At 60.5% G+C, this 18,341-nt stretch carries 19 protein-coding genes; 16 read left to right on the top strand and 3 right to left on the bottom strand.

The window, feature by feature from the left end:
• Nucleotides 1-2 precede the first annotated feature (2 nt).
• From fdx to J9788_RS18895, 15 genes are all read left to right on the top strand, one after another.
• A complete protein-coding gene (gene fdx / locus J9788_RS18965) occupies nucleotides 3-338 on the top strand; it encodes an ISC system 2Fe-2S type ferredoxin (RefSeq protein WP_046897754.1) in 336 nt (111 codons plus the stop codon).
• A 32-nt stretch (nucleotides 339-370) separates the two neighbouring features.
• The gene (gene iscX, locus J9788_RS18960; protein ID WP_006327336.1) at nucleotides 371-571 is read left to right on the top strand and encodes a Fe-S cluster assembly protein IscX; all 201 of its coding nucleotides are present in this window, start codon (nucleotides 371-373) and stop codon (nucleotides 569-571) included.
• 223 nt (nucleotides 572-794) lie between these two features.
• Complete coding sequence (gene pepB / locus J9788_RS18955; RefSeq protein WP_182265534.1) at nucleotides 795-2,090, top strand: aminopeptidase PepB; 1,296 nt, start codon at nucleotides 795-797, stop codon at nucleotides 2,088-2,090.
• An 89-nt stretch (nucleotides 2,091-2,179) separates the two neighbouring features.
• Complete coding sequence (gene sseB, locus J9788_RS18950; RefSeq protein WP_033644091.1) at nucleotides 2,180-3,010, top strand: enhanced serine sensitivity protein SseB; 831 nt, start codon at nucleotides 2,180-2,182, stop codon at nucleotides 3,008-3,010.
• A 161-nt stretch (nucleotides 3,011-3,171) separates the two neighbouring features.
• On the top strand, nucleotides 3,172-3,597 hold the full coding sequence (gene ndk, locus J9788_RS18945) for a nucleoside-diphosphate kinase (protein ID WP_004941424.1): 426 nt from the start codon (nucleotides 3,172-3,174) through the stop codon (nucleotides 3,595-3,597).
• Between the two features lie 232 nt (nucleotides 3,598-3,829).
• On the top strand, nucleotides 3,830-5,026 hold the full coding sequence (locus tag J9788_RS18940) for a bifunctional tRNA (adenosine(37)-C2)-methyltransferase TrmG/ribosomal RNA large subunit methyltransferase RlmN (protein WP_004941426.1): 1,197 nt from the start codon (nucleotides 3,830-3,832) through the stop codon (nucleotides 5,024-5,026).
• A 97-nt stretch (nucleotides 5,027-5,123) separates the two neighbouring features.
• Nucleotides 5,124-5,873, top strand: a complete 750-nt coding sequence (gene pilW, locus J9788_RS18935) for a type IV pilus biogenesis/stability protein PilW (protein WP_046897868.1) — start codon at nucleotides 5,124-5,126, stop codon at nucleotides 5,871-5,873.
• A complete protein-coding gene (gene rodZ / locus J9788_RS18930; protein ID WP_182265533.1) occupies nucleotides 5,863-6,843 on the top strand; it encodes a cytoskeleton protein RodZ in 981 nt (326 codons plus the stop codon). The genes pilW and rodZ overlap by 11 nt, the downstream gene beginning before the upstream one ends.
• 47 nt (nucleotides 6,844-6,890) lie before the next feature.
• On the top strand, nucleotides 6,891-8,012 hold the full coding sequence (gene ispG / locus J9788_RS18925; RefSeq protein ID WP_004941434.1) for a flavodoxin-dependent (E)-4-hydroxy-3-methylbut-2-enyl-diphosphate synthase: 1,122 nt from the start codon (nucleotides 6,891-6,893) through the stop codon (nucleotides 8,010-8,012).
• A 139-nt stretch (nucleotides 8,013-8,151) separates the two neighbouring features.
• A complete protein-coding gene (hisS, locus tag J9788_RS18920) occupies nucleotides 8,152-9,426 on the top strand; it encodes a histidine--tRNA ligase (RefSeq protein ID WP_182265532.1) in 1,275 nt (424 codons plus the stop codon).
• Nucleotides 9,427-9,439: 13 nt separating this feature from the next.
• Complete coding sequence (locus J9788_RS18915) at nucleotides 9,440-10,060, top strand: YfgM family protein (protein ID WP_182265531.1); 621 nt, start codon at nucleotides 9,440-9,442, stop codon at nucleotides 10,058-10,060.
• Between the two features lie 11 nt (nucleotides 10,061-10,071).
• Nucleotides 10,072-11,253 carry an outer membrane protein assembly factor BamB gene (gene bamB, locus J9788_RS18910; protein WP_046897751.1) on the top strand — a complete coding sequence of 394 codons (1,182 nt, stop codon included), beginning with the start codon at nucleotides 10,072-10,074 and terminating at the stop codon, nucleotides 11,251-11,253.
• 131 nt (nucleotides 11,254-11,384) lie between these two features.
• Nucleotides 11,385-12,875: a ribosome biogenesis GTPase Der gene (gene der, locus J9788_RS18905; protein ID WP_182265530.1), complete on the top strand. Its 1,491-nt coding sequence runs from the start codon at nucleotides 11,385-11,387 to the stop codon at nucleotides 12,873-12,875.
• A gap of 99 nt (nucleotides 12,876-12,974) precedes the next feature.
• Nucleotides 12,975-13,931 carry an AEC family transporter gene (locus J9788_RS18900; RefSeq protein WP_046897749.1) on the top strand — a complete coding sequence of 319 codons (957 nt, stop codon included), beginning with the start codon at nucleotides 12,975-12,977 and terminating at the stop codon, nucleotides 13,929-13,931.
• 13 nt (nucleotides 13,932-13,944) lie between these two features.
• The gene (locus J9788_RS18895; protein WP_004941446.1) at nucleotides 13,945-14,166 is read left to right on the top strand and encodes a zinc ribbon domain-containing protein; all 222 of its coding nucleotides are present in this window, start codon (nucleotides 13,945-13,947) and stop codon (nucleotides 14,164-14,166) included.
• A 4-nt stretch (nucleotides 14,167-14,170) separates the two neighbouring features.
• Here the strand turns inward: J9788_RS18895 and J9788_RS18890 are convergent, their stop codons facing one another.
• The 3 genes from J9788_RS18890 to J9788_RS18880 all read right to left on the bottom strand — a co-directional run bounded on the left by J9788_RS18890 (nucleotide 14,171) and on the right by J9788_RS18880 (nucleotide 16,670).
• Nucleotides 14,171-14,512 carry a protealysin inhibitor emfourin gene (locus J9788_RS18890; protein ID WP_016929750.1) on the bottom strand — a complete coding sequence of 114 codons (342 nt, stop codon included), beginning with the start codon at nucleotides 14,510-14,512 and terminating at the stop codon, nucleotides 14,171-14,173.
• A complete protein-coding gene (locus J9788_RS18885) occupies nucleotides 14,512-15,537 on the bottom strand; it encodes a M4 family metallopeptidase (RefSeq protein WP_046897748.1) in 1,026 nt (341 codons plus the stop codon). Before J9788_RS18885 ends, J9788_RS18890 begins: the two co-directional genes overlap by 1 nt.
• Nucleotides 15,538-15,599: 62 nt before the next feature.
• A complete protein-coding gene (locus J9788_RS18880) occupies nucleotides 15,600-16,670 on the bottom strand; it encodes a LacI family DNA-binding transcriptional regulator (RefSeq protein WP_046897747.1) in 1,071 nt (356 codons plus the stop codon).
• A gap of 359 nt (nucleotides 16,671-17,029) precedes the next feature.
• On the opposite strand from J9788_RS18880, the gene J9788_RS18875 reads away from it, so the two are divergent.
• Complete coding sequence (locus J9788_RS18875; protein ID WP_046897746.1) at nucleotides 17,030-18,340, top strand: MFS transporter; 1,311 nt, start codon at nucleotides 17,030-17,032, stop codon at nucleotides 18,338-18,340.
• Nucleotide 18,341: the final 1 nt, after the last annotated feature.

The raw sequence follows: 18,341 nt of genomic DNA, 5'->3' as shown, positions 1-18,341 counted from the left end.
CCATGCCTAAAATTGTTTTCCTGCCCCATCAAGATCTGTGCCCGGAAGGGGCGGTTCTGGACGCCGAAAAAGGGGAGTCGATCCTCAACGTTGCGCTGCGCAACGGCATTGAAATCGAGCACGCCTGCGAGAAATCCTGCGCCTGCACCACCTGCCACTGCATCGTGCGTGAAGGCTTCGATTCGCTGGAAGAGAGCAGCGAGCTGGAAGACGACATGCTGGACAAGGCCTGGGGGCTGGAGCCGGAAAGCCGTCTGAGCTGCCAGGCGCTGGTCGCCGACGAAGATCTGGTGGTCGAAATGCCGCGTTATACCGTCAACCACGCGCGTGAGCATTAATTGTTAGCCGCGGCGCCAACCAGGAGATCATAATGGGACTGAAGTGGACCGACAGCCGTGAAATCGGCGAAGCCCTGTACGACCAATACCCGGACACCGATCCGAAAACCGTGCGTTTTACCGACATGCATCAGTGGATCTGCGATCTGGAAGAGTTCGATGACGATCCACAGGCTTCCAACGAAAAAATACTGGAAGCGATCCTGCTGGTCTGGTTAGATGAAGCGGAGTAAATAGCGTAACGGGCTGCCATGGGCGGCCCGTTTATTTTGTATCCGACATACCCGTCGTCTTTCAAACCGCAGCGTTGTTACCTGCACGATCACACCCCAGTCACTTACCTGAGTAAGCTCCTGGGGATGAGATCGCTGGGCGCCTAGCTGCAATTTGAAATCCATAGGGTATGCAATAAAGCCCTAATGAAATAATAAAGGGAACATCCGGAGTAAGAAGGCTATGACAACAGAATTCATGCAGGTCACGCTGTCGCAACAACCTGCCGACGCCCGCTGGGGCGAGAAAGCGCTGCTGAGCACCAACGGCGAAGGAATGACCATCCACCTGACCGGCGCCGACAAGCTGGGCGCGATCCAGCGCGCGGGCCGCAAAATTGACGGCCAGGGCATCAAAAACGTCAAGCTGGCCGGCGACGGTTGGGATTTGGAAAACAGCTGGGCGTTTTGGCAGGGCTACCGCGGGCCGAAAGGGCAGCGCAACGTCGAATGGGCCGAACTGCCGGAAGCCGCGCGTCAGGAGCTGGATAAGCGCCTGAAGATCGTCGACTGGGTGCGTGACACCATCAACATGCCGGCGGAAGAGCTGGGGCCGGAGCAACTGGCGACCCGCGCCGTTGATCTGATGTGCGACGTCGGCTGCGATGCCGTCAGCTACCGCATTACCAAGGGGGAAGATCTGCGCGAGCAGAACTATGCCGGCATCCACACCGTCGGCCGCGGTTCCGAGCGCCCGCCGGTGCTGTTGGCATTGGACTTCAACCCGACCGGTAACCCGGATGCGCCGGTGTTCGCTTGCCTGGTCGGCAAGGGCATCACCTTCGACAGCGGCGGCTACAGCCTCAAGCAGAGCGCCTTCATGGATTCGATGAAATCCGACATGGGCGGCGCGGCCACCATCACCGGCGCCCTGGCGCTGGCGGCGGCGCGCGGCCTGAAGCAGCGCGTGAAGCTGTACCTGTGCTGCGCCGACAACATGGTCAGCGGCAACGCCTTCAAACTGGGCGACATCATTCGTTACCGCAACGGCAAAACTGTTGAGGTGATGAACACCGATGCGGAAGGTCGCCTGGTGCTGGCCGATGGCCTGATCGACGCTTCTGAGCAGAACCCGCAGCTGATTATCGACTGCGCCACCCTGACCGGCGCGGCCAAGACCGCGGTAGGCAACGACTACCACGCCCTGTTCAGCTTCGACGACGCGCTGGCGCAAGAGCTGCTCAGCAGCGCCGCTGCCGAGCACGAGCCGTTCTGGCGTCTGCCGCTGGCCGAATTCCACCGCAGCCAGCTGCCGTCCAACTTCGCCGAGCTGAACAACGTGGCCGGCCCGGCTTATACCGCCGGCGCCAGCACTGCGGCGGCCTTCCTGTCGCACTTCGTCATGAATTACCAACAGGGCTGGCTGCACATCGACTGCTCCGCCACCTACCGCAAAGGCGCGGTGGATCAGTGGTCGGCCGGCGCGACCGGTTTGGGCGTGCGCACCCTGGCCAATCTGTTGCTGAGCAAAGCCAAATAATTGAACGCCCGCCGCGGCGGGCGCTAGAATGCGCATTATCTTCGGGGCCCAGCATGCTGGGCCTCGCTATTTGATCCCTGGAGTTTGCCATGAGTTCCCATCATCACGATGCCGCCCCGAGCGAGAACGAGCTTGAACGCCTGCTGAAGCTGGCGGTGACGGAGCCGGCCCACCGTCCGGCGTTCTTCCGTGAACTGCTCGACGCCACGGTGCTGATCCTCGGCGACAGCGAGCAGGTGCAGCAGGACGGCGACATTACGCTGAACGCGGATACGCCGGTCAATATCCAGCATTGGGAAAAGCAGGACGGCGGCAGCATCATTCCGTTCTTCACCTCGCTGGAAGCGTTGCAGAAGGCCGTTGAGGACGAACAGCCGTTCATCGCCATGCCGGCGCGGGTGCTGTTTGAAATCACCCAGGGCGCGGATCTGTTCCTCAACCCGAAGGCGGAATACGGCAAAGAGTTCTACCCGGAAGAGGTGGCGATGCTGCTGGCGACCGGCGGCGTCGTCAAACCGGTGGAGCATTACGTCGACAAAGAGACCCAAATCCTGTTGGGGCAGCCCGAAGAGTACCCGTCGGCGATGGTGGATGCGCTGACCACGCTGTTCAGCCAGCGCAAGCCGGTGCGCCGCGCGTTTCTGGCGCTGATGCACGACCAGGCGGCGGACGAGAAGCCGAATCTGCTGATCGGGCTGGAAGTGGATGCAGAACCGGCGGAGATCGAGGCGTTGATCAACGAGGCCGGCAGCGTCGCCAGCGAAACGGCGCCGAATGACGAACCGGTCGATTTCTGCCTGGTGTCGGAGAAAGAGCGCGGCATCAGCCACTACCTGATCGCCCATACGCAGCCGTTTTATCAGCGCCGCTGGGGCAGCTGGCTGCGCAATTTGATCCCGTCCACCGACAAAACCCAGTAACGCGGTGCGTTGTCGGAAATGCCGCTGGAAGATCATATTTTTTTAATGAAATGTTGATTTTCCCGTAGGCAAGCGTTAACGGCGCACATATAATCTGCGCCACTTGAGAAGGCCGGCAACATTGCAGACCGGCCTGTTTTGGAAGTCATACAGAGGCCATCATGACCGTAGAACGTACCTTTTCCATCGTTAAACCAAACGCTGTAGCCAACAACGACATCGGCGCTATCTACGCGCGTTTCGAGCGCGCCGGTTTCAAAATCATCGCCGCTAAAATGCTGCGTCTGACTCGCGAGCAAGCTGAAGGCTTCTACGCTGAGCACAAAGGCCGCCCATTCTTCGACGGTCTGGTTGAGTTCATGACCTCCGGCCCAATCATGGTGCAGGTTCTGGAATCTGAAAACGCCGTGCAACGCAACCGCGACATTATGGGCGCAACCAACCCGGACAACGCACTGGCCGGCACCCTGCGCGCCGACTACGCGGACAGCTTCACCGCTAACGCCGTTCACGGTTCCGACTCCGTTGAATCCGCACAGCGTGAAATCGCTTACTTCTTCAACGAAAGCGAAATCTGCGCACGTTAATCGTGCCGTTGCTGATAGCCAGGCATTCACCGGCTGAAACAATAAAAATGCCCTGAATGCCTTTCAGCCATAGAAACCCGCTACTAAAATTTGTACAATGCCGCGCCCCTGATAAGACGACTTGTCAGGGGCGTGTTTTTAGTGCCGCCACCCGAATCTCGCGGGCTGAAATGCACAACTTACTTTCCATTCTTTAGCGCCATAACGTGTAATAACGAGGCCAGAGATCATTATGTTAGAACCCATCACGTCCGAGCACACCGTGTCTGAAAATAATTCGCTGACTACCCCCTCCGTTAACGTGGAGCAACCGGCTGCGGCCAAAATCAACCTGCTGGATCTGAACCGCCAGCAAATGCGCGAGTTCTTCGCCGAAATGGGCGAGAAACCGTTCCGCGCCGATCAGGTGATGAAGTGGATTTACCACTACTGCTGCGACGATTTTGAGCAGATGACCGACATCAACAAAGTCCTGCGCGGCAAGCTGCAGCGCGTGGCGGAAATCCGCGCGCCGGAAGTGGCGGAAGAACAGCGCTCGGCCGACGGCACCATCAAATGGGCGATCAAGGTGGGCGATCAGCAGGTCGAAACCGTGTACATCCCGGAAGCCGACCGCGCGACGCTGTGCGTCTCCTCGCAGGTGGGTTGCGCGCTGGAGTGCAAATTCTGTTCGACGGCGCAGCAGGGCTTCAACCGCAACCTGCGCGTGTCGGAAATCATCGGCCAGGTGTGGCGCGCGGCGAAAATCATCGGCGCGCTGAAGGTGACCGGCCAACGCCCAATCACCAACGTGGTGATGATGGGCATGGGCGAACCGCTGCTTAACCTGAATAACGTGGTGCCGGCGATGGAAATCATGCTGGACGACTTCGGCTTTGGCCTGTCCAAACGCCGCGTGACCCTGTCTACCTCCGGCGTGGTGCCGGCGCTGGACAAGCTGGGCGACATGATCGACGTGGCGCTGGCCATTTCGCTGCACGCGCCGAACGATACCATCCGCGATGAGATCGTGCCGATCAACCGCAAGTACAACATCGAGACCTTCCTGTCCGCGGTGCGTCGCTACCTGGAGAAATCCAACGCCAACCAGGGGCGCGTCACCGTCGAGTACGTGATGCTGGATCATATCAACGACAGCACCGACGATGCGCATCAGCTGGCGGAAGTGCTGAAAGACACGCCGTGCAAGATCAACCTGATCCCATGGAACCCGTTCCCGGGCGCCCCTTACGGCCGCAGCTCCAACAGCCGGGTGGATCGTTTCTCCAAGGTGTTGATGGAATACGGCTTTACGACTATTGTTCGTAAAACCCGTGGTGACGATATCGATGCCGCCTGCGGGCAACTGGCGGGTGAAGTGATCGACCGTACCAAGCGTACCCTGAAAAAGAAAATGGCCGGGGAACCTATCAACGTACGGGCGGTCTGAATCCTATAGCACCTTTTTTGTTATCTAACAGCCTGTTATGCGAGATGTTGACGCTAATGGGCGTTAGCTGACGGCCGATAAGGAAATGAATGCGGGCATGAAGCTGAAACTGTGGGGTGTGTGGCTGGCGGCCGGGTTGTTGGCCGGGTGTTCCGGCTCATCGCCGGAAAAGGAAGCACAGGTCGCTGAGGCGGGCCAGACGCGGTTGCAGCTGGGGCTGGAGTACCTGCAGCAAGGTGACATGGACGCCGCGCGCCAGAACCTCGAAAAGGCGCTGGACGCGGCCCCGCAGGATTACCGCACGCAGTTGGGCATGGCGCTCTACGCGCAGCGGATCGGTGAAAACGCCGCGGCCGAACAGCGTTATCGGCAAGCGCTCAAACTTGCGCCGGGCAATGGCACCGTACTGAATAATTACGGTGCGTTTCTTTGCAGTTTAGGGCAGTATGTACCGGCGCAACAGCAGTTTAGCGCTGCGGCGCTGGCGCCCGATTATGGTCAGGTCGCCGACAGCCTGGAAAACGCAGGTTACTGTTTTCTCAAGGCCGGACAAAACGATGAAGCGCGCACGCTGTTGAGCCGCGCGCTGAAGGTCGATCCGGACAAAGGCACTCCGCTGTTGGCGGAGGCCGAAAAGCAATTTGGAGAAGGGAAGCGCGCCCAGTCGCAACTTTTATTGGATGTTTATCAGCATGTTCTGCCGGCCAGCGCCAGCAGCTTATGGTTACAGATTCGTTTCGCCGCGTTAGCCGGCCGTCAGGATAGCGTTCAACGCTATGGCAAGCAGCTAGCGCGAAGTTTTCCACAATCCAAACAGTACCAGCAGTTCTTAGCTAATGAATACTGAAGCCTCCCAAGATAAAACCGTATCCATGACGACGGGCCAGCGCCTGCGTCAGGCCCGTGAGCAACTCGGGCTGAGCCAACAGACCGTTGCAGAACGCCTGTGTCTCAAAATGTCCACCGTGCGCGATATCGAGGAAGACAGCATTTCCGCTGACCTCGCGTCCACCTTCGTGCGCGGCTACATCCGTTCCTACGCCAAGCTGGTGCATTTGCCGGAAGACGAACTGCTGCCGATGCTGGCCAAGCAGGCGCCGTTGAAGATGGCGAAAGTGGCGCCGATGCAAAGCTTCTCGCTGGGCAAGCGCCGCAAGAAACGCGACGGCTGGCTGATGAGCTTCACCTGGCTTATCGTGTTCGTGGTGATTGGCCTGACCGGCGCCTGGTGGTGGCAAAACCACAAGGCGCAGCAGGAAGAGATCGCCACCATGGCCGATCAATCCTCGGCACAGCTTTCACAGAATAACGAAGGGCAGTCCGTGCCGCTGACCGACGGCAACGCCGACGCCGGCACCGGCACCAACGTGCCGTTGACCGACAACAGCGCCGCGCCGGCCGATACCGGCGCAGCGGCTCAGGCGCCGGCGGCGACCGCCCAGACGCCGGGCGCGGCTCAGCAACAGCCTGCCGTGGTGTCACCAAGCCAGACCACCTTGCCGGAAACCGCGCCGGCGGCACAATCGCCGCTGCCGACCGCCGATGCGGGCGTTGCTGCGCCGGCGGCCGATCCGAACGCGCTGGTGATGGATTTCTCCGCCGACTGCTGGCTGCAGGTGACCGACGCGAGCGGTAAAACGCTGTTCAGCGGCACCCAGAAGCAGGGCGGCAAGCTGAACCTGACCGGCACTGCGCCGTACAAACTGACCATCGGCGCGCCGGCGGCAGTACAGATCCAGTATCAGGGTAAACCGGTTGATTTGAGCCGGTTCGTTAAGTCAAACCGTGTTGCTCGCCTGACCGTCGCCGCGCAGTAATCGCGCGGCCCCGGTCGTGATGTCAGAGCAGCAATGGAGAGTAAGTAATGCATAACCAAGCGCCCATCAACCGTCGAAAATCTACACGCATTTACGTCGGCAAGGTGCCTATTGGTGATGGCGCGCCGATTGCCGTGCAGTCGATGACCAACACCCGTACCACCGATGTTGAAGCAACGGTTAATCAGATTAAAGCGCTGGAGCGCGTGGGCGTCGACATCGTCCGCGTTTCGGTTCCTACCATGGACGCCGCCGAGGCGTTCAAGCTGATCAAGCAGCAGGTCAACGTGCCGCTGGTCGCCGATATCCACTTCGATTATCGCATCGCGCTGCAGGTGGCCGAATACGGCGTGGACTGCCTGCGCATCAACCCGGGCAACATCGGCAACGAATCGCGCATTCGCTCGGTGGTGGACTGCGCCCGCGACAAGAACATCCCGATTCGCATCGGCGTCAACGGCGGTTCGCTGGAGAAAGATCTGCAGGAAAAGTACGGCGAACCTACGCCGGAAGCGCTGCTGGAATCCGCCATGCGCCACGTGGATATCCTCGATCGCCTCAACTTCGACCAGTTCAAGGTCAGCGTCAAGGCGTCGGACGTGTTCCTGGCGGTGCAATCCTACCGCTTGCTGGCGTCGCGCATCGATCAGCCGCTGCATCTGGGCATCACCGAAGCCGGCGGCGCGCGCAGCGGGTCGGTCAAATCGGCCATCGGTCTGGGGATGCTGCTGTCTGAAGGCATCGGCGATACCCTGCGCATCTCGCTGGCGGCGGATCCGGTCGAAGAGGTGAAGGTCGGTTTCGACATTCTGAAGTCGCTGCGCATCCGCGCGCGCGGCATCAACTTCATCGCCTGCCCGACCTGTTCGCGTCAGGAGTTCGACGTGATCGGCACGGTGAACGCGCTGGAGCAGCGCCTGGAAGACATCATCACGCCGATGGACGTCTCGATCATCGGTTGCGTGGTGAACGGCCCGGGCGAGGCGCTGGTGTCCACCATGGGTGTGACCGGCGGCCACAAGAAGAGCGGCTTCTACGAAGACGGCGTGCGCCAGAAAGAGCGTTTCGACAACGAACAGATGATCGACCAGCTGGAAGCGAAAATTCGCGCCAAGGCCGCGATGATGGACGAAAGCAAACGCATCACGGTCAACCTGCTGGAAAAATAAGCGTTATCGCTACACGGCGGGCCTGTTGGCCCGCTTGTTTATGCACCTGAAGGGCAGAAAACCGCATCCGCGTTGAATACCGGGCGGCAAAGTCCCTATAATCGGGTTCATTTTTACAGACAACGGACAGAGAACTCACGTGGCAAAGAACATTCAAGCCATCCGCGGCATGAACGACTACCTGCCGGAAGAAACGGCATTATGGCAGCGTATTGAAGGCACCCTCAAGCAGGTGCTGGGCAGCTACGGTTACAGCGAAATCCGGTTGCCGATTGTAGAGCAGACCCCGTTATTCAAACGCGCGATCGGCGAAGTGACCGACGTCGTGGAAAAAGAGATGTATACCTTCGAAGACCGCAACGGCGAAAGCCTGACGCTGCGTCCGGAAGGGACGGCCGGCTGCGTGCGCGCCGGTATCGAACATGGTCTGCTGTACAATCAGGAACAGCGTCTGTGGTACATCGGCCCGATGTTCCGCTACGAGCGCCCGCAAAAGGGCCGCTACCGTCAGTTCCATCAGCTGGGCGCGGAAGTGTTTGGCCTGCAAGGCCCGGATATCGACGCCGAGCTGATCCTGCTGACCGCCCGCTGGTGGAAAGCGCTGGGCATCGCCGAGCACGTCAAGCTGGAGCTGAACTCCATCGGTTCGCTGGAAGCGCGCGCCAACTACCGCGATGCGCTGGTGGCGTTCCTGGAGCAGCACGTCGAGGTGCTGGACGAAGACTGCAAACGCCGCATGTACAGCAACCCGCTGCGCGTGCTGGACTCCAAGAATCCTGAGGTGCAGGCGCTGCTGAACGACGCGCCGCGCCTGTCCGAGTACCTGGATGAAGAATCCCGTGCTCACTTCGCCGGTCTGTGTGAACTTTTGGCGCAGGCAGGTATCCCATATACCGTTAACGAGCGCCTGGTGCGCGGTCTGGATTACTACAACCGCACCGTGTTTGAGTGGGTGACCACCAGCCTGGGCGCGCAGGGCACCGTCTGCGCGGGCGGCCGTTACGACGGTCTGGTCGAGCAGTTGGGCGGCCGCGCCACCCCGGCGGTCGGTTTCGCCATGGGCCTGGAGCGTCTGGTGCTGCTGGTGCAGGCGGTCAACCCGGAATTCAAGGCGCCGTCGGCTATCGACGTCTACGTCATCTCTTCCGGCGCGGGCACCCAGAGCGCGGCGATGCGGCTGGCTGAACAGGTGCGCGACGCGGCGCCGCAGCTGAAGCTGATGACCAATTACGGCGGCGGCAACTTTAAGAAGCAGATCACCCGTGCGGACAAATGGGGCGCGCGCATCGCGCTGATCCTGGGCGAGAGCGAAGTGGCGGCGCAGCAGGTGGTGGTGAAAGACCTGCGCAGTGGTGAACAAGAAACGCTGGCGCAAAGCGAAGTCGCTGCGCGTCTGGCTTTGATGTTAGGTTAAGGAGAAGGACACCGTGGAAGTCTATACCACTGAAAACGAACAAGTCGACGCACTGCGTCGGTTCTTTGCCGAGAACGGCAAAGCGCTGGCGGTGGGCGTGGTGATCGGAATTGGTGCCCTGGTTGGCTGGCGTTACTGGCAGAGCCATGAAAACTCCAACATGATGGCGGCATCGCAATCCTATCAGGAAGCCAGCGATCGTCTGGCGGCCGGTAAGCCGGATGACGTGGCTGCCGCAGAGAAATTTGTCCAGGCCAACGGCAACAGCTACGGCGTACTGGCTGCGCTGCAGTTGGCCAAGCACTTTGTCGAACAGAATGATTTCGCCAAGGCGGAACAACAATTGGCGCTGGCGCAGGGCCAGACCAAAGACGACAACCTGTTGGCGATGATCGACCTGCGTCTGGCGCGCGTCCAGCTGCAGGAGAAAAAGCTGGATGAAGCGCTGAAAACGCTGGATGGCGTGAAAGGCGAAGGCTGGGCGGCGATGATGCAGGATGTGCGCGGCGATGTGCTGCTGGCGAAGGGCGACGCCAAGGGCGCGCGCGAAGCTTACAGCAAAGGCATTGAGTCCAACGCTTCTCAAGCGCTGCAGGTTCTGCTGCGCATGAAATTGAATAACTTGTCCAGCTAAGGGGAATTCCCATGCAATTGCGTAAAACACTCTTGGTCGGACTGGTTTCCGCTGCCTTGCTGAGTGGTTGCTCGCTGTTTAACAGCGAAGAAGACGTGGTTACCATGTCGCCGTTGCCGAAAGTTGAAAATCAGTTTACGCCGAACAAGGCGTGGAGCACCTCGGTGGGCGACGGTATCGGTGAGTATTACTCCCACCTGCGCCCGGCCTATCAGGACAGCACCATTTACGCCGCCGATCGCTTCGGCATCGTGAAAGCGATGGACGCCGACAGCGGCAACGAGAAGTGGAAGGTCAATCTCTCCGAGAAGACCGGCTTCTTCTCCAGCAACCTGTCTGCGCTGCTGTCGGGCGGCCTGACGGTTGCGGGTGACAAGGTTTACGTCGGCAGCGAAAAAGCGGTGGTTTACGCATTGAACACCGCCGACGGCGCCATCGCCTGGCAGACCAAAGTGGCCGGCGAAGCGATCTCCCGTCCGGTTGTCAGCGACGGCATGGTGTTGGTGCATACCTCCAACGGCATGCTGCAGGCGCTGAACGAAGCCGACGGCGCGGTGAAGTGGACGGTTAACCTGGACATGCCTTCGCTGTCGCTGCGCGGTGAGTCCGCGCCGGCCGTCGCCTTTGGTGCCGCCATCGTCGGCGGTGACAACGGCCGCGTCAGCGCCGTGCTGATGCAGCAGGGCCAGATTATCTGGCAACAGCGCATCTCTCAGCCGAGCGGCGCAACCGAAATCGATCGCCTGAACGACGTGGACACCACGCCGGTGATCGTTGACGGCGTGGTCTACGCGCTGGGTTACAACGGCAACCTGACGGCGCTGGATCTGCGTTCCGGTCAGATCATCTGGAAACGCGAGCTGGGTTCGGTGAATGATTTCATCGTCGACGCGGGCCGCATCTACCTGATCGACCAGAACGATCGCGTGGTGGCGCTCAGCACCGAAGGCGGCGTGACCGTGTGGACGCAAAGCGATCTGCTGCACCGCAACCTGACGCCGCCGGTGATGTATAATGGTTATCTGGTGACCGGTGACGCCGAAGGCTATCTGCACTGGGTCAACACCACCGATGGCCGTTTTGTCGCCCAGCAGGAAGTGGACAGCTCCGGCTTCCTGTCTGCGCCGATGGTGGCCGGCGACAAGCTGGTGATCCAGGCTCGCGGCGGGAAAGTTTACGCTTTCACCCGCTAACGCCGCTCGTCGCATGGCTTGAAAACGGCTCCTGAATGTTCAGGGGCCGTTTCGTATTTTTATAAGCTGCACCGCCGGTGTCTATCCGCAGTGCAGTAACGCATTGATTATTAAGTAATGAGGCTTCAACAATGATACCTGTCGTCGCGCTGGTCGGGCGCCCGAATGTGGGTAAATCCACCTTGTTCAACCGTTTAACCCATACGCGTGATGCGCTGGTGGCGGATTTCCCGGGGCTGACGCGTGACCGCAAGTATGGTCGTGCTGAAATCGAAGGCAATGAATTTATCATCGTCGATACCGGCGGCATCGACGGCACTGAAGACGGCGTCGAAACGCGCATGGCCGGCCAGTCGCTGCTGGCGATCGAAGAAGCGGACATCGTGCTGTTCATGGTTGACGCCCGCGCCGGCCTGATGCCGGCGGATCAGGGCATTGCCCAGCACCTGCGCAGCCGCCAGAAGGCGACCTTCCTGGTGGCCAACAAGACCGACGGTCTGGATCCGGACACCGCCACCGCCGATTTCTACTCGCTCGGCCTGGGTGAAGTTTACGCCATCGCCGCTTCTCACGGCCGCGGCGTGACCCAGCTGATTGAACACGTGCTGGTGCCGTTCGTGCCGGAAAAACCGGAAGACGTCGAGCTGACCGAGGAAGAGGCCAATGCCGCTTACTGGGCCGAGCAAAACGGTGAAACGCAGGAAGGCGAAGAAGACGAAGAGCCGGAAGAAGCGTTCAATCCGCAGGATCTGCCGATCAAACTGGCGATCGTCGGCCGCCCGAACGTAGGTAAGTCTACGCTCACTAACCGTATCCTCGGCGAGGAGCGCGTGGTGGTGTACGACATGCCGGGCACCACCCGCGACAGCATCTACATTCCGATGGTGCGCGACGAACGCGAATACGTGCTGATCGACACCGCCGGGGTGCGCAAACGCGGCAAGGTGACCGAAACCGTCGAGAAATTCTCGGTGATCAAGACCCTGCAGGCGATTGAAGACGCCAACGTGGTGCTGCTGGTGATTGACGCGCGTGAAGGCATCTCCGATCAGGACCTCTCGCTGCTCGGTTTTATCCTCAATAGTGGGCGCTCACTGGTTATTGCGGTCAACAAGTGGGACGGCATGAGCGAAGAAGATCGCGAGCACGTGAAAGAGATGCTCGATCTGCGTCTGGGCTTCGTCGACTTCGCGCGCGTGCACTTTATTTCCGCCCTGCACGGCAGCGGCGTCGGCAACCTGTTCGAATCGGTACAGGAAGCTTACGAGTGCGCAACCCGTCGCGTAAACACCTCGATGCTGACCAAAATCATGCAGATGGCGGTTGACGATCACCAGCCGCCATTGGTGCGCGGCCGCCGCGTGAAGCTGAAATACGCCCACGCCGGCGGTTACAACCCGCCGATCGTGGTGATCCACGGCAACCAGGTCAGCGATCTGGCCGATTCGTACAAGCGCTACCTGATGAACTACTTCCGTCGCTCGCTGAACGTGATGGGGACGCCGATCCGCATCCAGTTCAAAGAGGGCGACAACCCGTTCGCCGGCAAACGCAACCTGCTGACGCCGACCCAGATGCGTAAGCGCAAACGCCTGATGAGCCACCTGAAAAAGAGCAAGTAATCGCTCATGAGGGGCGCGGCAGTGATGCCGCGCCTCTTTTTTATTGGCCCGAAATCGTTTTATTATCTGAAGATTACCTCGCCTGTCTGAAGGTACACCATGTCCTGGGAAACCTGGAGTTTTGCATTCGACGTCACCGTGCCGAATCTACTGATGATGCTGCTTGGGATCCTGTTGCGCCATTGGCGCCTGATGGATGACCGCTTCGTCGACGGCGCGACCCGCCTGGTGTTCAATCTGGCGCTGCCGTGCCTGCTGTTTTTCAGCATCGCCACCAACCATCCGCAGCTGCTCGGCAATCTGCCGCTGGTGCTGTTCGGCGCGGTCGGCACGCTGGCGACCTTCCTGCTGCTGGAGCTGGCGGCCAGGTGGGTGGTGAAAGAACCGCGTGAGCGCGGGGTGTTCGTACAGGGCGGGTTTCGCGCCAACACCGCCATCGTCGGTCTGGCCTACGCCATGACCGCCTACGGCAGCGAAGGCATTGCGCTCGCCTCGCTGTACCTGACCGTGACGGTGATCCTGTTCAACATACTGTCGGTCATCACCCTCACGCGCAGCCTGCAGGGCGGGCAGGGCAAGAAAATCAGCCACTTGTCGCTGCTGCGCAGCATCGTCACCAATCCGCTGATCATCGGCCTGGTGTGCGGGCTGCTGTATGCGCAAACCGGGCTGGGCATCCCGGCCGTGATCCGCCAGACCGGCAGCTATATCTCCGCGCTGTCGCTGCCGTTGGCGCTGCTGTGCACCGGCGCCAGCCTGGATTTCCGCGCCATGTTCCGCTCGTCCAACGTGGCGGCGCTGTCGTCGGCGGCCAAGCTGTTTCTGGTGCCGTTCCTGATGACGCTGGCCGGCTGGCTGTGCGGGTTTCAGGGGGCGGCGCTGGGCATTATCTTCCTGTTTTCCGCCACGCCCACCGCTTCGGGCAGCTATGTGATGACGCGTGCTATGGGCGGCAACGCCACGCTGGCGGCCAACATTATCGCTATCACCACTGTCGGGTCGTTCTTCACCACCGCGTTGGGGATCTATTTCTTGCGCTCATGGGGCGCGATTTAACCTGGGAGCCGTTATGGATGCGCATTGTCCGCACTGTCGTCAGACCATGAATTGGGTAGCGGGTCACTACCATTGTGCCGCCTGTCAGCGCGATTATCGGCAGCTGGCGAGCTGCCCGGAGTGCGGGCAGCCGCTGCAAGAGTTGAAGGCCTGCGGGGCGGTGGATTACCTGTGCCAGAACGGGCACGGGCTGATCTCCAAAAAACGGGTGAATTTCAGCTATCAGCCGCTGTAAGCCCTCACTCATCCACCTGGCCGGTTTTCCACAAATCCACCAGCGCCTGCGGCGCGCTGCTTTCCGGGATTAACAGCACGATCTCGGTGCTCAGGGTGGGGCTGGTGTAGTTGATCTGTACGCGGTAGTAGCGCTGGTCGCCGCAGCCGGGGGAGTTGGGTTGGCCCTCTTCCTGGGCGTACGGCAGCGTCTGATTCAGCAACTGATTCAGGCGCTGCCGTTGCTCCGGCGTGATATCGGCCAGCGCAATGCGGCGCTGGCCCGCCAGTTTGGGAATGTAGGCGAAGCCTCCCTCGCGCGCCAGCTCAATGACCGTATCCTGATTGAGCGTCGGCAGCGGTTTCATTACTCCACCCCCACCTGATGCCAGGCCTGTTGCACCTTGTCCGCCACGCTTTGATCGAAACGCGCCTGCGCGTGTTTCACCGTCGCGCGGGCGAAGGTGGCAAAGTCGGCGTTTTGCGGCAGCGCTTTGTCGCACACCGTGTCATACCAGACGTAGCCGGCTTTTTCCCAGGCGAAGCCGCCCAGCGCGGTTGCCGCCAGGTAGAACGCGCGGTTGGGAATGCCGGAGTTGAGGTGCACGCCGCCGTTGTCTTCCTTGGTCTGGATGTAATCCTTCATGCTGGCGGGCTGCGGGTCTTTGCCCAGCAGCGGGTCGTCGTAGGCAGTGCCGGGCGCTGACATCGAGCGTAACCCTTTGCCTTTGATGCCCTTGGCGAGCAGCCCGGCGCCGATCAGCCAGTCGGCTTTATCGGCGGTTTGCTGCAGGTGGTATTGCTTGACCAACGAACCGAACACGTCAGACAGCGATTCGTTGAGCGCGCCGGACTGCTGGTAGTAGATCAGCCCGGCTTCGCTCTCGGTCACGCCGTGCGCCAGCTCGTGGCCCACCACGTCGATGGCGATGGTGAAACGGTTGAAGATCTCGCCGTCGCCGTCACCGAACACCATCTGCTGGCCGTTCCAGAAAGCGTTCTGGTACTCCTGGCCGTAGTGCACGCTGCCGACCAGCGGCAGCCCTTTATTATCCAGCGAATTGCGCCGATAGGCCTGCCAGAAGAAATCGTAGGTGACGCCGAGATAGTCGTAGGCCTCGTCCACCGCCACGTCGTGGTTGCTGGGCTGCCCCTCCTTGCGCACCTGTTTGCCGGGCAGTTGGGTGCCGTTCTGGGCGTCGTAGATATCGCGGAGCGCTTCGCCGGCTCGGGCGTTTTTCTCGGTCGGCGAACGCAGCGGCTTGTTGCCGAGCAGGCTTTGCACGTGGTTCAGGGTGTGCAGCGCGCAGTCGCGCTGTGGGGCGTTACCGTGTTCAATAATGCGGCGCAGCATGTAGGGAGGAATAACGGAACGCATGCGCTGGGCTGGCATAGTGGCTCTCCTTAGGCAAAAAATTTACCTCATCGAATGAATGCACTGAGCCTAAGTGTAGTCTACTCGTCATAAAGCCTGTGGTTATGCGTGCTCACCGCCGGGGTGGTCTTGTGAGGACTGATGCGTCGCACCGAGGCGCGTACCGCCAACCGGCCATGCAGCAGCAGGTTGCACGGCGGCGCGTCGGCGCGCAGCATGCGCCGCTGCAGCAGCTGGATCGCCTCGTAGCCCAGCTCATCGCGCGGCACCTGTACCGAGGTCAGCGGCACATCGTGGATTTCCGCCAGGTTGAAGCCATCGGTGCTCATCACCGACACGTCGCCTGGTACGTCCAGCCCCAGCTTGTTGAGCGCCTTGACCGCCCCGACCGCCATGTAGTCGCCGCCGGCCAGGATCGCCGTCGGCAGCGGGGCACAGTTCAGGTAGGTGGTCAGCGCCTGTTCGGCCTCTTCGCTGCCGAAGCCGGAAGTGGTCACCAGATGGCGGCCGTCGTCGAACGGCAGATGATGCCGCGCGTAGGCCTGCCGGATGCCCGCCAGCCGCAGCTCCATGGTGTGGCGGCGCAGACACTGCAGGTTGAGGATATGGCTGTGCCCCTGCTGGAACAGATAGCTGGCGGAATAGTCGCCGATCAGCTGATGATCCGGCGAGACGCTGTCCAGCCGCATCTGCCGATCGGTGCAGTTGATCAGCACGCAGGGCTTGGGCAGATCGGCCGCCAGGGTGTGGATATGTTCGTCGTCGATGCCGATGATCAGCGCCGCTTCGGTGTGCGGATCGCTCATCTTTTCCAGAAACAGCGCGCCGTCGCTGTGCTGCTCTTCCAGGCCGCAGTAACGGATGCGCACCTCGTGCTGCATCAGTGCGGCGGCGATGCCCTGTATGACCTTGTAGTAGAAGATATCGGTGCGCACGTCGAACGCGCGCTGCGGCGCGAACACCATCACGTTGTTTAACATCAGTCGGCCGCTGGAAATGCCCTGCAGAATGCCGTTTTGCTGCGCGCATTCCAGCACCTTGCGGCGCGCCTCGGCGCTGGTGTTGGCCTTGCCCGCCAGCACGCGGGAAACGGTGCTGATCGACAGCCCGGTTTGGCGGGCGATCTCCTGGATTTTCAGCTTTCCGTTCATTTTGTGATCTCCTTCAAATTCGTCCATGAGAAAATTTTCACTGCGGCTTTTCAGCGCTTTGACTGGATCCTGCGGCCATTATGACTATTTTTTCATCCACCCGTGAAAATCTTTGCAAAAAACCCCGTTTCGCTGTGCGTGATCGCTGAGTAGTCTGCATTGGTACACCAATTTTAACGACTTGTCAGTCCAATTTTAACGGTGTGCAAAGAAGAAAACAAAAAATAAATCATGGGGTTGTGATGGACTGCCGGTCTGTTATGCGAGCGTTGGCCCGTGTTCACCGTCCCCTTTTGATAGCGCAACGTACCTTACCAATGCGCGCGTCGCTGTCACAGGCGGCCGCGGGGAGATAACCGATGAGTGTGGAGATCAATCAGACGGTCGCGCAGAGCGGCCGGCGCAAGTTCAAATCGCTACGCTGGTGGATGCTGGCGCTGTTCTTGTTGGGCGTCACGGTCAACTACATTACCCGCAACTCGCTGGGCATTCTGGCGCCGGAACTGAAAACCAGCCTGAACATGAGCACCGAGCAATATGCCTGGGTGGTGGCGTCGTTCCAGTTGGCCTATACGGTATTTCAGCCGATCTGCGGCTGGCTGATCGACGTCATCGGCCTGAAGATGGGCTTTCTGATCTGCGCGGGCATTTGGGCGGTGGTGTGCATGCTGCACGCCGGCGCCGGCAGCTGGCTGCAACTGGCCATTTTGCGCTTCTTCATGGGGGGCGCGGAGGCGGCGGCCACCCCGGCCAACGCCAAGGCGATCTCCGACTGGTTCCCGAAGAAGGAGCGTCCGATCGCCGCCGGCTGGGCGGGCGTCGGTTTCTCCATCGGCGCCATGCTGGCGCCGCCGATCATCGTCATCGCCCACGTTTCCTTCGGCTGGCAGGGCGCATTCCTGTTCTCCGGCGGGCTGGCGCTGATCTGGGTCGTGCTGTGGTGGCTGTTCTACCACTCGCCCCAGCAGCACCCGAACCTCAGCCAGCAAGAGCTGGACCTGATCCGCGAAGACAACGAGCCGGTGCTGCCGAAGCTGCCGTTCTTCGCTTCGCTGGCCAGCCTGTGCAAGAACAAGAAATTCTATGGCATCGCCATCCCGGCTTTTCTCGCCGAGCCGGCCTGGGCGGTCTTCAGTTTCTGGGTGCCGCTGTACCTGGCCACCGAACGCGGCATGGATCTGAAGCAGATCGCGATGTTCGCCTGGCTGCCGTTCCTGGCGGCGGATATCGGCAGCGTCGCCAGCGGCTATCTCACCACTCTGTACCGCAAATGGTTCGGCTGCAGCCGCGTCAACTCGGTGGTCGCCAGCTCGGTGACCGGCGCTTTCCTGATGGTGTCGCTGGCGTTCGTGGCGATCACCAAAGATCCCTATGTGGCGATCGCGCTGATCTCGATCGGCGGGTTCGGCCATCAGGTGATCTCCTGCATGCTCAGCGCCCTGGTGGTGGAATCGTTCGATAAAAACCAAATGGCGACGGTCAACGGCATGCGCGGCTCCAGCGCCTGGATCGCCAGCTTCCTGTTCACGCTCCTGATCGGCGCGGTATCCGACACCATCGGCTTTAACCCGCTGTTCATCGCGATGGGCTTCTTCGATTTGATCGGCGCCCTGTTCCTGATCGCCCTGATTGCCGAGCGCGGCGGTAAGAAAACCCCTTCACACAGCTAAG

Origin of the sequence: Serratia sp. X10 (assembly GCF_017811775.1) — a bacterium.
GTDB lineage: Bacteria > Pseudomonadota > Gammaproteobacteria > Enterobacterales > Enterobacteriaceae > Serratia > Serratia ureilytica.
Note: the sequence above shows the minus strand (reverse complement) of the source record. Positions and strands in the feature narration are given on the sequence as shown.